Here is a 12784-nt window from a genome sequence, read left to right on the forward strand (position 1 = left end):
ACGCACGGCGACATGCGAATCAGCGATCCACGTGCGCCGCGCCGCGCAAGTGACGGTCGTACCATGCGATCGCCTTTGTGGACACGACGGGCAACAGTTCGTCGTAGACCGCCCAGTGCGTGCCGTAATCCGACAGGTCGAGCGCCTTCTCCACCGTCAGACGTTCATAAAAATCAATTGTCTGACTGACCGGCACAAGCTGATCCGTCTTCACGCCAAACATCAGCGTCGGTACCGCGATGTCGGCAGCGCGAGCGATCGGCTCGTGGTGCGAGACGTGATAGAACGTCTCCATCGCCATCGGAATTTTCTGCGTGTAGCGCTCGAGCGACAGCGGATCCGGAATCATGATGTCGAAGCGATCAACCATCGCGATCGTTCCCGTCGCGGTCTTCTCCCGAATCGCCGCCATGGCCTTCGCCTTCAGGTCGCGGAACTCGTAATAGCGCGTCATGCTCTTTAGCCAGCCGCTGCCCGATGTGACCGGCACCGATACCGCCAGTGCCTTGGGCCGGTCGCTGTATGCGGCCGCGAGCGCCGCCACGCCGCCACCGAAACTCGTTCCGTAAAGTCCGACCTGCTCCGGATCGACTCGGCCGCTACCGGCCAGATATTCGAGTGCGTGTACCGTGTCCTCGACCTGCTCGTCCGGCACGAGACGGCCGACCTGCCCGCCGGTGCCACCGAAGCCGCGAAAATCGAATGTCAGCGCCGTATAGCCGGCCCCGGCGAGCAGCGTCGCCAGTCCGGGCAGCACGCCTTCCTTCACGCCGCCGAAACCGTGGCACATCACGATGCCAATCCGATGGTTCTGCCCCGCGGGCGGCAGATACAGCCTGCCCGAGACGCTCGCCCCCGCCGCGCCGAAGAAGCTCACGTCTTCTGTCCTGACCTCACACATGTTCATCTCCACATCCTGTTTCCGTCACGTTCATTTCGTCCGCCTACCGCAGACGTGAAAAATCCGTCGGGCGCAGCGGTTTCGTCGCGAATGACTCGACGATCGGGCCGTCGCACTCCGAATGTGCCTTCGCATCGAGCCAGCGAGGATCCTTCAGGAAAGCCGCCATCTTCTCGTCGCGCTGTCGTTCCGAATCCCATCGCAGCAGGTAGACCAGTTCGCCGCGCTCATCGGATTCGGCCGTCCAGAAGCCGAGTGGCTCGATTCCGAGCTCCTCCCAGATCTGCAATACGGGTTGCCGGAATCGCGCAAGCACGTCGTCGAGACGTCCGGGTGCCGACACGTAGGTCCTGAGCTCGTAAATCATCGTCATACCCCTGGTTACCGTTGGTCGTTCAGTAGGCGGCCATCACGCCAGCGCCACCGTCGACGTAGGCGATCGAGCCGGTGACGAAACCGCTGCGCATGAAATACAGATACGTTTCGGCGAGTTCACTGGCCTCACCGACATGCGCGACGGGCAAGAGCTGATTCGCCTTCTGGAACAGCGCGTCGCGCGCCGCGTCGGGCAGGCCATCCCACAGTTCGGTACGTACCGTCCCGGGGCTGACGACGTTGACACGCACGGGTGCAAGCTCCACCGCGAGCGCTCGTGCGAACGATTCCGTCGCGCCGCAGAGGCTAGAAATCACCGACCAGCCCTTGCGCGCGCGCTGCGACGCGAGTCCGGAGGTCAGCACGATTGAACCGCCCGCACGGATCTTCGGCGCCCCGTACTTCGTCGCGAGCAGCGCCCCCCAGTAGCGGATGCCGAACGCCGCCTGCGCATCCGCAAACGTCATGTCTTTCAGCTCGACGGCCTTCAGAGCGTCGCCGGCCGTATACACGAGATGATCGAACGCGCCGACGTCATCAAAGAAAGCCGCAATGCCGCGCTCGTCCAGCAGATCGACGACCCGGCCCTCGACCCGCGAGTCGATGCGCTCCGTTGCGTTCGCAACCTTTTTTGCGTTGCTCGATGCGATCACGACCTGCGCACCTTCCGCAGCGGCGGCCTTCGCGGTAGCGAAGCCAAGTCCCGACGAACCGCCGAGAATTACGATTCTTTTTCCTTCAAGCGACATAGTGTTCTCCGAAAAAAAGTGGCCCAGCTTCCGCGATTCCCAGCCGGATTCAGGATTCAGTATGACGCGCGGTCACTGTCCGAAACAGTGGGCTTCGGTTGCATCACCTCGAAGTGAAGCTTGCCAATGCCGACACGCGACGAACAGCGGCCCCGCGCTATATCAGCCTCGTATGGTTTGAAACTGCTCGCCGAGACCGGTGACGCCGAGCCGCATCGTGTTGCCGCTCGCGAGATAGCGCGGTGGCTTCAGGCCAAGTCCGACGCCCTGCGGCGTGCCCGTTGTCAGCACATCACCCGGATACAGCGTCATGAAACGGCTCACGTAGCTGACGCAGGCGGCCACACTGAAGATCATGTCAGCCGTGTTGCTGTGCTGCAGTCGTTCTCCGTTGACCTCGCACCAGAGATCAAGCGCCTGCTCGTCGCCCGCCTCATCTCGCGTCACCAGCCACGGGCCGATCGGGCAGAACGTGTCGTGGCTCTTTCCCTTCGTCCACTGCCCGCCACGTTCGAGTTGGTGCTCGCGCTCTGACACGTCGTTGACGATCACATAGCCGAACACGTGCGCCAGGGCATCCTCTTCCGACACATTTTTCGCGACGCGTCCCATCACCACGCCAAGCTCGACTTCCCAGTCCGTCTTCGTCGATTGCTTCGGAAGCACGACGTCGTCGTAGGGGCCATTGATCGACGAATTCGCCTTCAGGAACACGATGGGCTCGGCTGGAATCGGCGCACCGGATTCCTTTGCATGCTCGCGATAGTTGAGACCGATCCCGATAACCTTGCCAATATGCGCAATCGGGCAGCCGATCCGCGCACCGCCCAGCACGCGGGGTAGCGCATCGAGCGCCGCCATATCGAGTGCCATGAGGCGGCCCGACGCGAGCGTATCCGGATCGATATCGCCGACGAGATCACCCAGATCGCGAAGCGTCCCGTCCAGATGCAGGACACCGGGCCGTTCGTTGCCGAGCTCGCCATAGCGGACGAATTTCATAAACCACTCCTGTCAGAACCGTTGAAAAATACGTGTCAGACGACAAGCGCCGTCGAACGCAAACCAAGTTCCAGCGCGTACTGATCGAGCGCGAGCGAATCGGCACCGGCATCGCCCAGCCGGCGCACAAGCGCGTCGAGGCTCTTGCGGTCCGCCGGCTCGACCCGCTCGACGAGCACAAGGTAGCGCTGGTCTTCCGCCTGCCGCCCGTAGATTTCGCGCTCCTTCGTCGTCACGCCAGTCGCGGCCTGGTCGATCTCGAACAATCGGGCCCGATGTACGCCTTCCGGCAACGACGCGTCCAGGATCTCGAGCGCAACGTCGGTCGGATCGGCGCCGGCGCGCGGTGCCACGTCGAAACGCGCGCATACGACGAAGTCCGACGCGCGGCCAGGCGCTGCCCCCTGCTCTTGCAACAAGCGGTACAGGTTACGCAACGGATTGCGGAAATAGCGCAGCGATTCCGTCGTCCACGGCGTCGGATGATTCAGTGCATGCAGATAGGCGTCGCTCTTCAATACTTCGGGCGATGCGGTGTCGTAGTACATGAAGAACATCCGGCCGCCGTCGACACGCGCATAGCGCCGCCCGGTATCGAACCCCGGGATCGCGACGCGTTCCGGAATATGTTCTTCGGTGTGCCATTGCCGATATCGCTCGACGTAGGACGGCTCGATATCCGCCCAGAACGCGACGAGCGCATTGCTGCGTCGTTCCATGCTTTCCTCCGATTAAACGTGATGGGCGAAAGCCCGCTGCAAGATCAGCGCACCGGGCCAGCCGTGCCACCGCCGTCGATCATGTAGGCGGCGCCTGTGCAGTAGGACGAATCGTCTCCGGACAGAAACATCACGAGCTTCGCGACTTCGTCCGCCGTACCGTATCGGCCGAGCGGAATCGCGGACAGCACCTTGCGCTTGCCGGCTTCGTGATCGCCCGGGTCGATGCCGGCGGCGAGCGCCTGCATCATCTCGGTGTCGATCGGCGCCGGGCAGATCGCGTTAACGCGGATCCGATGCGGTGCCCCCTCGAGGGCGGCCGTCTTCATGAGACCAAGCACTGCGTGCTTCGACGCGACGTAAGCACCCTGCCCCGCCGTGCCACGCGTGCCGGCAATCGACGAAGTGACGACGATGCTGCCGCCGCCCTGTGCGCGCATCATCGGAAGCACCCCCGCGAGTCCGAGCCAGACACCGCGCACGTTCACACGCATCACACGATCGAACACCTCGTTCGGTGTTTCTTCAATACGCGACACCGCGCCGACGATGCCCGCATTCAGAAACGCGATGTCGATGCGCGCCTCGCGCGAGAGCGCATCGGCGATGTAGGTGCGTGTCGCGTTCTCGTCCGACACGTCGGCGAGCGAATAACTCGCCAAGGCGCCAAGCGAATTGGCCAGCGCTACGAGTGGCTCTTCCTGAAGATCGACGAGATGCACGCGCGCGCCCTGTCCAACGAACGCGCGTGCGACCGCGCTGCCTATACCGCCCGCCGCGCCCGTGACGAGTGCGACCTTGTCGTTGAGTCGTGCCATGGTCATAGTAGGGTTCGGGTTGAGCGTCCACGGCGGGATGAATGGGGCATGGTCTGTCTCCTGTGCGGTCGCTGCCCGAGGAACAGTCAGCGGCGACGATGTGTTGATGATCCAATTCTGCGTCATGCCGCTCCGGGAAAAAACTGTGTACGGCTTGCAGCAGTCGTAACCCACGCTTTGGAATGGCACCTCGTCTGCCCGCTTCCTGTCGGGAAAAACCCCATTGCACGCATGCCGGCCGAATCGGGGACAATGACGAACGCGCCGCTGAGCCGCCCGGTTTTGCGAATGTAGTCATTCGCCCCGGTCGTCAACACAGTCCGAATCGGCATGAACGACGTAGCGCGTATTCGAGCGCTATCACAACCCGAGTGAATCCGATGGATCGCTTTGCAAGCATGAACGTGTTCGTTCGCGTCGTGGAGCGCGGCAGTTTTTCCGCCGCGGCAGAAGCCAGCGGCATGACGTCGACGATGGTCGGTAACCACGTTCGCGATCTCGAGAAAATGCTTGGCGTCACGCTATTGCAGCGCACGACACGCCATCAATCGCTGACGGAAGCCGGCAAGGAATACTATTCTCGCTGCGTCGAGATCCTGCGGCAGGTTGACGAGATGGAGATGACGACGCGCGAGTTGCGAATGACGCCGCGCGGCCACCTGCGCGTATCTGCGCCGATAAATTTCGGCAGCGCATGTCTCGCGCCCGAAGTCATCCGTTACATGCAGCAGTGCCCGGAAGTCACGATCGAGTTGTCGCTGTCCGATCGTCTGGTCGACATCGCGAAGGAAGGATTCGACGCGGCGATCCGCGTTGGCGTGCTGGCCGATTCGTCTGTCTATGTCGGCCGGCCGCTGAAGCCGTGGCGTCGGATCCTCTGCGCGGCGCCCAGCTATCTCACTCGTCGAGACCCACCGGCCACACTGGAGGACCTCGGCACACATGACTGCCTGTGTTTCGCGTATCCGAACGGCATCGAGCGCGAGTGGAAGTTTCCACTGAAGAGCGGGGACGTCGATCTCGTACACGTAAACTGCACGCTCAGTATCAACAACGGCCATGCGCTTCGCGCGGCCGCGCTGTCCGGCGCCGGCATCATATTCCAGCCCGAAGAACTCGTCAGACCGTACCTCGACAGCGGCGAGCTTGTCGCGGTGTTGCCCGAATGCGCGGTCGTGCCGTCGCCCCTACATATCGTCTATCTGAAGGATCATCAGATGACACCGAAGATTAGTCAGTTCATCAGCTTCGTGATCCAGCAGTTCGGCTAGACGCCACGGCGCATCATGTCGGGATGCCGCTGCGACATTGATCGATGAGGCATAGAGGCATGTCGAGTTGCCCTACTATCATGGTTGCAATGACGAATGGCCGTGCGATGACTCAACGCGCGCAAGGGACCCTCATGAAAATCCATTTTTCCAGCATTTCGGCGAAGCGGACCGGAAGTGCTCGATGTGGATACCAGGAGGTCACCGTCTCCGTATGCCCTGCCGAAATAAATGTTATGTGCCGCCCCGGACTACTGCGTGCCAGACGATTGCTCAGAAAATAGTCTCTGCGCCGTGCCTTCCGGAACCTACCGACATGCGCCACGCTGAAAGGCGCCGGAACGGCATCCATGTACGGATACTCGCGGCGGAAGCAATCGTTGGAACGCGTACGGCTGGGTTGGACGGCGGCGAAACGAGGTTGACCGGTGCGCGAAGGAATTCCTGCAATCGATTGAGACGAATGAGCATCGTTTTGAGTCGTTTGACGGTTCGCGGCGCCCAGTCAGCCGTCTATGCTTGGATCCATTGACTGCCCGAGTCGCTCGTATGGAATCGCAAGGAGTTGTCTAAATGCCGCCCCTCTCGACGTTGTTGCCATTCTTCGGAATTTCGCTTGTGCTGGGGCTCACTCCCGGTCCGGACAATCTCTTCGTGCTGCTGCAGTCCGCGATGCGAGGTTCCCGCTCAGGCATGGTGATCGTATTGGGACTGTGTACGGGGCTTCTGGTGCACACGTTTGTTGTCGCAGTTGGACTCGGCGCTCTGCTGGTGGCTTCCAAAGTCGCCTTCACGCTGCTCAAAAGCGTCGGTGCCGCGTATCTTGTCTATCTGGCGTGGCAGGCGTGGCGTGCGCCGGTCGGCATAAATCCAGGCAAGGTCGAAGATGTTGACGCGGCCCACCTGTATCGGCGCGGCCTAATCATGAACCTTAGCAACCCTAAGGTGGTGATATTTTTCCTCGCGTTTTTGCCGCAGTTCGTCATCGGCGACCGAGGGCATATCCCCCTTCAAATTGCCGTGCTCGGGATGAGTTTCATTGCGGCGAGCCTCGTCGTGTTCAGCGTGATCGCATTCTCTTCGGGCGTTGGCGGAAAGCTGCTGCTGCGATCAACGCGCACCCAGCGGGCGCTCAACCGGTTTGCCAGCCTGGTGTTTGTCGCGCTCGCTGCAAAACTCGCCAGCACCCAACTGTAAATCCGGCCCGAACGGCAGGGCCGGCTTTCCTGGGCTCACGCCGTTTCGGGAAGCAAAAAGATAGAGCAAGCATTACGAAGATCAGACAAACGAATCATTCTATTTGCATCCCTTGGCAAGAACCCACCGACGGCAAACAGCGCGTATTGCAGAACCTCGACCTGTAACCAGGGATATTCACGCTACACGAATGTTTCGATAAACTTGGGCAACGCCACCTGGCCCGCTTTTCAGCTCTCCATTAACGCTTTTATAGGAGAATCGATTTCATGGCGCGGTCCCTGCTTAACGCACGAATCTGGGCGTCATAACCGACATGCGAAACGCGCCATTCATCAAATACCGGCTGCTGATCGTCGCAGCGTTCGCGTTGCCCGCGTTCGTGTTCACCAACGGCTGTAAGTCGACGGCGACGTCGGCCGTGACCGCGCCGGGTGAGATCGCCACTGGCGACGCTGCGCTCGCCGCCCGGGTGAAGCAGGCGCTCGTCGCGGACCCGGGACTGAGATCGTTGCCGATGAGCGTCGCGACGTATCGAGGCGTCGTGCAGTTGTCGGGATACGTGGATTCGGAGGTACAGATTCAGAAAGCGCTTGCCGTGACGCGCGCCGTGCCGGGGGTGCAATCCGTGAGCAACGAACTGCAGCTCAGGCAGCCTTCGCAGTCATTCTCTCCCCAGCGATAGCGCATTATTCGCACCGCGCGATTCCGAGTGCGCCTGCCTTTTGTCCGATATACATCTGGCATCTGCGAATATTGTGGATTACGCTACTTTCTGCTATGCGACTTTAAAGCGTGGCTGACTCACGAAGTCACAATTGCGCGGACTTTCGTGCACCCCTTCTGCACGTGCCTGCCGACACCGAGCGAAAAATGACTGCTTGGTGAAGCGTTTCGCCATTCCATTCATTACTTTGACCCACGCAGGGGCTTTCTCGCCTCACACACCGGAACAGCCGGCCGTATCCACGGCCTCTCGTTCTCTCATCGCGTTCGACGGCGCGGGCAATTTTTCGCGCACCGACTTCGGGGTTATAGGCGGGCTGCCGAAAGGGGGGCAGATTACATTCAATCCGGTCCAGAGCGGCACCTACACGGTGAACTCCGATTGCACCGGCACCATGAAAATCGTCTATAAAGCCGGCGGATCCGTGCCGGCCGGCGTCGAGACTGATCTGAACATCGTCGTCGCTGCCGATGGGACGCTCATCGAATCCGTTGTGTACAGGGCAGTCACCGTGTCAGGCGCTAGCATGGACGGCCAAGCAGTGTGTCCACCGAATTGCGAGCAAGGTGTGCAAGAAAGCTTTGAGGGGAAAAAGGTCCTGGTCTACGGCTTCCGTTAGTCGAGTCCCGGATGGATTCACGCTCGCTAATGCGCTTGCAATGCGTTGCGCTGAGCCCGACCTTGGGGGCAGGTTTTAGGTCCTCTTGATTCCTGCGCCTTCTGCCTGACGATTGGGTCACTTCCTCGACCTTTCGGGAAACGGCCCAAGGCCCTGGCCGCCCATCCGCCGGTTTCCCCCTTATTCGGTCAACTCCCGATGCAAGGCCCGATATTCCTGCGAAAGTTTGTGTCCCGGCTCGAGGTGAATGAGGGGTGTTGCCTGCTGATGCGATTCGCGGATCTTCACGGAAGAAGATAGCCGTGAAGCCAGCACCGGCAAGCCCTCACTGACAAGCTCATCGACCAGCTTTTGGGGCAGGCTCGCGCGAGGCTGAAACTGGTTGATGACAATCCCTTCCACCTCCAGCGCGTCGTTGTGATCCTGCTGGATCTCCTTCACGTTTTCCAACAACGTGTAAAGCGCGCGACGGGAAAAGTCGTCACAGTCGAACGGAATCAGGCAACGCTCGGCCGCGATCAGCGCGGAGCGGGTGTAGAAGTTCAATGCAGGCGGCGTGTCGATATAAATCTCGTCATACATGTCGAGCTCGTTCAGCGCGTCACGCAACTTGTAGATCTTGTAACGGGATTCCAGTTTGCCATGCAATGTGTCCAGATCAGCATGAGCAGGCATGACGTCGAGGTTCTCAAACCGCGTTGCATGAATGAACGACGTGACTTCTACAGGCCTGAAGCTGAACGTTAGCGCGGTTTCAAAGAAGCCGGCAACCGTGGGGCTAGCCTCGCCGACCTGCGAGCCGAGAAGGTATTGGCTTGAATTCGCCTGAGCATCCAGGTCGATGACCAGTGTGCGGATACCTTCGCTGGCGCTGATTGCCGCCAGGTTACAAACAATAGTCGATTTGCCAACGCCACCTTTCTGATTGAATACGACGCGCCGCATGTTCTCCCCTTGAACGGATGCTACCCAAAGCGCTCAGCATACCTGAGCCAGCGGACCGGATTAAATGCAATCGGTTATTTTCTGGCACGGAAAATAGTGCCGGTTAGGGACGATCAAAAGCCGGCAAGAGGCTTGCCGCCTTGGCGGCAAGCGACACTTCAGTCAATGAGATCGGCACCTGTCGTAAGGACAATCTTTCCAAAGTGGGTGCCGGAATCGATCAGCTCGTGAGCGCCTCGAGCGTCGGCAAGCGCAAAGGTCTTGTAGACAACCGGCTTGATCTTGCCGCTCTCGATGAGCGGCCAGACCTGCCGCTCGAGTTCATTGATGATGGTCGCCTTGTCCGCGGATGTGCGCGATCGCAATGTCGAGCCCATATGCGTCAGACGTTTCGTCAACATTGGCACGAGGTTAAGATCCTTCGCCGGCCCCTTGATCACGCCCACCTGGAGGATTCGTCCGTCCATGGCTGCGGCGTCATAGTTTCTCGCCACGTAGTCGCCGGCAATGATGTCGAGGATCACGTCGACGCCTCTTCCATCGGTAGACCGCTTCGTTTCGGCGACAAAATCGTCTGCGCGGTAATCTATCGCGAGATCTGCGCCTAGCGCGAGGCTCGCCTCCCGATGCGCCTGCGAGCCAACCGTCGTGATGATTTTCGCAGCGCCGAACGCCTTCGCCAGCATGGTTGCCGTGGTACCGATACCCGACGCGCCGCCATGGATCAACACCGATTCGCCGGCAACCAGCTTGCCGCGCTGGAACAGATTCAGCCATACCGTCATAAACGTTTCGGGCATGGCCCCCGCTTCCACCAACGTCAGACCTTTGGGGATATGCATCACGTTATCGGCGTGCGCGACTGCATATTCCGCATAGCCACCGCCGGGAATCAATGCACACACCAGTTCGCCGATCTGGAATTGGGACACGTCGGCGCCAACGGCAACCACTTGACCCGCCACTTCCAACCCTGGAATGTCCGAAGCGCCGGGGGGCGGATCATACAGCCCTTTGCGCTGGAAAACGTCTGGCCCATTCACGGCAGCCGCGTGGATGCGAATCAGAACCTGATCGGCGGCCGGCGTCGGCACAGGGCGCGTAGTCGGCACCAGGACCTCAGGACCGCCGGGCTGTTTGATCTCAATGGCCGTCATGGACGACGGTACACGATAAGTTGAAGCAGACATGGATACCACTCCTTCTATAGCTGAGGCTCGATTGATCCGGGCGGATCGTTGAACGAGGAACTCTTGAGTTCAGTATAGGCGTCGACATTGATGAATCTATGCAGCATTATTCATGTAGTGAGATGCAAATTTGCATCACGAGGGTGGCACGATGAACTGGGATGACGCGCGGGTGTTTCTCGCGGTGGAGCGCGAAAAAACGCTCCGTGGAGCGGCCAGGACGCTCAACCTCGATCAGGCGACGGTCGGCAGACGGATTGCGGCCCTGGAGCACGCCCTCCGTGCAACGCTCTTCCTGCGTACCTCTGAGGGTTACGCGTTGACCGCCGCAGGCGAGGCCGCGCTGAAATCAGCGGAGAAAATGGAACACTCCGCACATGAACTCGTCAGACGAACTCAAGGCACGGATACGCGGCTTGCGGGGGACGTAAGAGTCACCAGCACCGACTCGATCGCGCTCGAATTCCTGCTTCCCGCCATCGAACGCCTGCATGCTGCGCATCCCGAAGTGCGCGTCCTGCTGGACACGTCGACGCGAATGCTCAATCTGGCCAAGCGTGAAGCGGATATCGCGGTCCGGTCAGTCAGGCCGGAGAATCCCGATCTCGTCGCGCGGCGCCTGGCTCGCTGGCCCATGGCGCTCTTTGCATCGAATGCGTATCTCGAGCAGCACGGCAAGCCCGCCGCCGGCTCCGCATTCGCGGGCCACGATCTTGTCGTCTATCAGGGGAACTGGACCGGTAATCGAGCACCGACTCTTGCCGGTGAACCGATACACGCGGGGCGCATCGTATCGACCTTCAATTCCAGCCTCATGCTGCGTACCGCGGTAAAGGCCGGCCTCGGCATCGGTGAGCTCCCGATACATCTGGCTGAACACGACGGCCTCGTGCAGATATGGCCGGAACCCGCACGTGGGGCGGTCTACGAAATCTGGCTCGTCACGCATCAAGACCTTCGGCATACCGCGCGCATCGCAGCAATGATTGACGGTATCGTCGCCGCGTTCGAAGATCACACCACCCACACAAAATAGCCACGCACGACGTTAGCGACTGGCTTTACAACACCTCATCCAGCCAGTCGAGCACCTTCCGGTTAACCAGCGAGCGGTTACTCATTTCACAATGGTCTCCCGCGCCTTGCGAATCGGTGAAGCGAAGCAATGTTTTCGGACACCGCAGTGCGTCGAAGAATGCCTCAGTACCGCTCGCGAGAGGATCGTTCTCCGCCAGCGTAAAAAGCGTCGGGCAATGGATGCTTTCAATCCGGCCGGACATCGTGAACCGCTCTACGGATGCAAGATAGTCACGCAGATTGCTCGCGCCGTTTACCCAGTACCCACGCTGCGCGACACTCCAGTGCAGCTTTCGGTCGTGGGCAATGATCTCTTCCATACGTTCGATAAATGCTTCCGGGAGCGACCCAAGATGAGCAGCCTGCTCGGGCGTCGCACCAAGTTTGATTGCGTATGCGCGGAAGCCGTCGGCAATGCAAGACTGGGCAGGGTCGGCGACGCAGGCAGCGAGCCGCGATTCACCGGACGCGGCGCGCGGTGAAAGATAACCTCCGAGACTCCATCCGCTCAACGCAATACGACTTGAGTCGATGTTCGGCAGCGTTAGTGCAAAGTCCACGACGGGCCCGATCACAGTCTCCCAATCTGGCCGAAGATGGACGCCCTGTTCAATGAGTGTGGTTCCCTGGCCCGGACCGTCGAAAATCAGGCAATGGTACCCCCGGCGCGAAGCCGCAACCGCCGATGCGAAGAACGCGTCGGTAATGGTTGCGTCGTACCCGTTGGTCAAGATGATTAGAGGGCGGCGCTCGTTTGCCCGTCCCTGCGCCGGAATGACGTATGCAAGCATCGACGACGTCTCGAACGGGATGCGAACGGGCCTGACAGGATCATCGCCAAGCGCCAGTCCCAGATTGAATGCTTCGATCTGCCGTCGCGAAGATTGGACAACCCGTGGGTCCACGGGATAGCCAAAGAGAGGATGAAAGGCCTTTCCATAAAAACACGCCGCGCGCAGGTAGAAGTCGCGGGCGCTGCTTGCGTGCCCGCGCGCCTCGGCATCGCGGCCTTCGTCCATCATCCTGTCTGCCGCCGCCGTCCATGCGGCATGGAAGGCATCGTCGTCGCCCTCGCCTATCGCCTGCGCAACGCTGCGAACTTCACCGAAATCGGCACCACCATAAGGTATGTAACCTATCGGCCATGTTCCGAGTTGCTCATGCAGGGCATCGCTGAAAATTTTGCTCACGATT

At 60.3% G+C, this 12784-nt stretch carries 14 protein-coding genes; 5 read left to right on the top strand and 9 right to left on the bottom strand.

Translation table 11 applies throughout. The features are described 5' to 3' along the window. Positions 1 to 19: 19 nt before the first annotated feature. The 6 genes from P3T40_RS38070 to P3T40_RS38095 all read right to left on the bottom strand — a co-directional run bounded on the left by P3T40_RS38070 (position 20) and on the right by P3T40_RS38095 (position 4570). Complete coding sequence (locus tag P3T40_RS38070; RefSeq protein WP_429272854.1) at positions 20 to 901, bottom strand: alpha/beta hydrolase; 882 nt, start codon at positions 899 to 901, stop codon at positions 20 to 22. A gap of 43 nt (positions 902 to 944) precedes the next feature. After that, a complete protein-coding gene (locus tag P3T40_RS38075) occupies positions 945 to 1274 on the bottom strand; it encodes an NIPSNAP family protein (RefSeq protein ID WP_429272855.1) in 330 nt (109 codons plus the stop codon). Positions 1275 to 1296: 22 nt separating this feature from the next. After that, the gene (locus P3T40_RS38080) at positions 1297 to 2025 is read right to left on the bottom strand and encodes an SDR family oxidoreductase (protein WP_429272856.1); all 729 of its coding nucleotides are present in this window, start codon (positions 2023 to 2025) and stop codon (positions 1297 to 1299) included. A gap of 162 nt (positions 2026 to 2187) precedes the next feature. Continuing rightward, a complete protein-coding gene (locus P3T40_RS38085) occupies positions 2188 to 3027 on the bottom strand; it encodes a fumarylacetoacetate hydrolase family protein (protein WP_429272857.1) in 840 nt (279 codons plus the stop codon). 35 nt (positions 3028 to 3062) lie between these two features. Continuing rightward, positions 3063 to 3746 carry a hypothetical protein gene (locus P3T40_RS38090; RefSeq protein ID WP_429272858.1) on the bottom strand — a complete coding sequence of 228 codons (684 nt, stop codon included), beginning with the start codon at positions 3744 to 3746 and terminating at the stop codon, positions 3063 to 3065. Between the two features lie 44 nt (positions 3747 to 3790). Then, positions 3791 to 4570: an SDR family NAD(P)-dependent oxidoreductase gene (locus P3T40_RS38095; protein ID WP_429272859.1), complete on the bottom strand. Its 780-nt coding sequence runs from the start codon at positions 4568 to 4570 to the stop codon at positions 3791 to 3793. A 374-nt stretch (positions 4571 to 4944) separates the two neighbouring features. On the opposite strand from P3T40_RS38095, the gene P3T40_RS38100 reads away from it, so the two are divergent. The 4 genes from P3T40_RS38100 (at position 4945) to P3T40_RS38115 (ending at position 8378) form a co-directional block, all read left to right on the top strand. Then, positions 4945 to 5835: a LysR family transcriptional regulator gene (locus P3T40_RS38100; RefSeq protein ID WP_429272860.1), complete on the top strand. Its 891-nt coding sequence runs from the start codon at positions 4945 to 4947 to the stop codon at positions 5833 to 5835. A gap of 573 nt (positions 5836 to 6408) precedes the next feature. After that, positions 6409 to 7032: a LysE family translocator gene (locus P3T40_RS38105; RefSeq protein WP_429272861.1), complete on the top strand. Its 624-nt coding sequence runs from the start codon at positions 6409 to 6411 to the stop codon at positions 7030 to 7032. 316 nt (positions 7033 to 7348) lie between these two features. After that, a complete protein-coding gene (locus tag P3T40_RS38110; protein WP_429272862.1) occupies positions 7349 to 7717 on the top strand; it encodes a BON domain-containing protein in 369 nt (122 codons plus the stop codon). A gap of 199 nt (positions 7718 to 7916) precedes the next feature. Further along, positions 7917 to 8378, top strand: a complete 462-nt coding sequence (locus tag P3T40_RS38115) for a hypothetical protein (protein WP_429272863.1) — start codon at positions 7917 to 7919, stop codon at positions 8376 to 8378. 180 nt (positions 8379 to 8558) lie between these two features. On the opposite strand, the gene P3T40_RS38120 is transcribed toward P3T40_RS38115, so the two are convergent. Both P3T40_RS38120 and P3T40_RS38125 read right to left on the bottom strand, forming a co-directional pair. Then, positions 8559 to 9323 (bottom strand): ParA family protein, encoded by a 765-nt coding sequence (locus P3T40_RS38120; RefSeq protein WP_429272864.1) that lies wholly within the window; start codon positions 9321 to 9323, stop codon positions 8559 to 8561. Between the two features lie 158 nt (positions 9324 to 9481). Next, a complete protein-coding gene (locus P3T40_RS38125; protein ID WP_429272865.1) occupies positions 9482 to 10513 on the bottom strand; it encodes an NAD(P)H-quinone oxidoreductase in 1032 nt (343 codons plus the stop codon). Between the two features lie 151 nt (positions 10514 to 10664). Between P3T40_RS38125 and P3T40_RS38130 the strand changes: the two genes are divergently transcribed. Beyond that, the gene (locus tag P3T40_RS38130) at positions 10665 to 11549 is read left to right on the top strand and encodes a LysR family transcriptional regulator (protein ID WP_429272866.1); all 885 of its coding nucleotides are present in this window, start codon (positions 10665 to 10667) and stop codon (positions 11547 to 11549) included. A gap of 25 nt (positions 11550 to 11574) precedes the next feature. On the opposite strand, the gene P3T40_RS38135 is transcribed toward P3T40_RS38130, so the two are convergent. Continuing rightward, positions 11575 to 12780 carry an alpha/beta hydrolase family protein gene (locus P3T40_RS38135; RefSeq protein WP_429272867.1) on the bottom strand — a complete coding sequence of 402 codons (1206 nt, stop codon included), beginning with the start codon at positions 12778 to 12780 and terminating at the stop codon, positions 11575 to 11577. Positions 12781 to 12784 lie beyond the last annotated feature (4 nt).

Origin of the sequence: Paraburkholderia sp. EB58 (assembly GCF_050436665.1) — a bacterium.
Classification (GTDB): Bacteria; Pseudomonadota; Gammaproteobacteria; order Burkholderiales; family Burkholderiaceae; genus Paraburkholderia.

Excerpts from the sequence above, each read along its gene's own strand:
- P3T40_RS38070 (WP_429272854.1), bottom strand. The coding sequence starts at position 901 with ATGTGTGAGGTCAGGACAGAAGACGTGAGCTTCTTCGGCGCGGCGGGG.
- P3T40_RS38075 (WP_429272855.1), bottom strand. The coding sequence starts at position 1,274 with ATGACGATGATTTACGAGCTCAGGACCTACGTGTCGGCACCCGGACGT.
- P3T40_RS38080 (WP_429272856.1), bottom strand. The coding sequence starts at position 2,025 with ATGTCGCTTGAAGGAAAAAGAATCGTAATTCTCGGCGGTTCGTCGGGA.
- P3T40_RS38085 (WP_429272857.1), bottom strand. The coding sequence starts at position 3,027 with ATGAAATTCGTCCGCTATGGCGAGCTCGGCAACGAACGGCCCGGTGTC.
- P3T40_RS38090 (WP_429272858.1), bottom strand. The coding sequence starts at position 3,746 with ATGGAACGACGCAGCAATGCGCTCGTCGCGTTCTGGGCGGATATCGAG.
- P3T40_RS38095 (WP_429272859.1), bottom strand. The coding sequence starts at position 4,570 with ATGACCATGGCACGACTCAACGACAAGGTCGCACTCGTCACGGGCGCG.
- P3T40_RS38100 (WP_429272860.1), top strand. The coding sequence starts at position 4,945 with ATGGATCGCTTTGCAAGCATGAACGTGTTCGTTCGCGTCGTGGAGCGC.
- P3T40_RS38105 (WP_429272861.1), top strand. The coding sequence starts at position 6,409 with ATGCCGCCCCTCTCGACGTTGTTGCCATTCTTCGGAATTTCGCTTGTG.
- P3T40_RS38110 (WP_429272862.1), top strand. The coding sequence starts at position 7,349 with ATGCGAAACGCGCCATTCATCAAATACCGGCTGCTGATCGTCGCAGCG.
- P3T40_RS38120 (WP_429272864.1), bottom strand. The coding sequence starts at position 9,323 with ATGCGGCGCGTCGTATTCAATCAGAAAGGTGGCGTTGGCAAATCGACT.
- P3T40_RS38125 (WP_429272865.1), bottom strand. The coding sequence starts at position 10,513 with ATGTCTGCTTCAACTTATCGTGTACCGTCGTCCATGACGGCCATTGAG.
- P3T40_RS38130 (WP_429272866.1), top strand. The coding sequence starts at position 10,665 with ATGAACTGGGATGACGCGCGGGTGTTTCTCGCGGTGGAGCGCGAAAAA.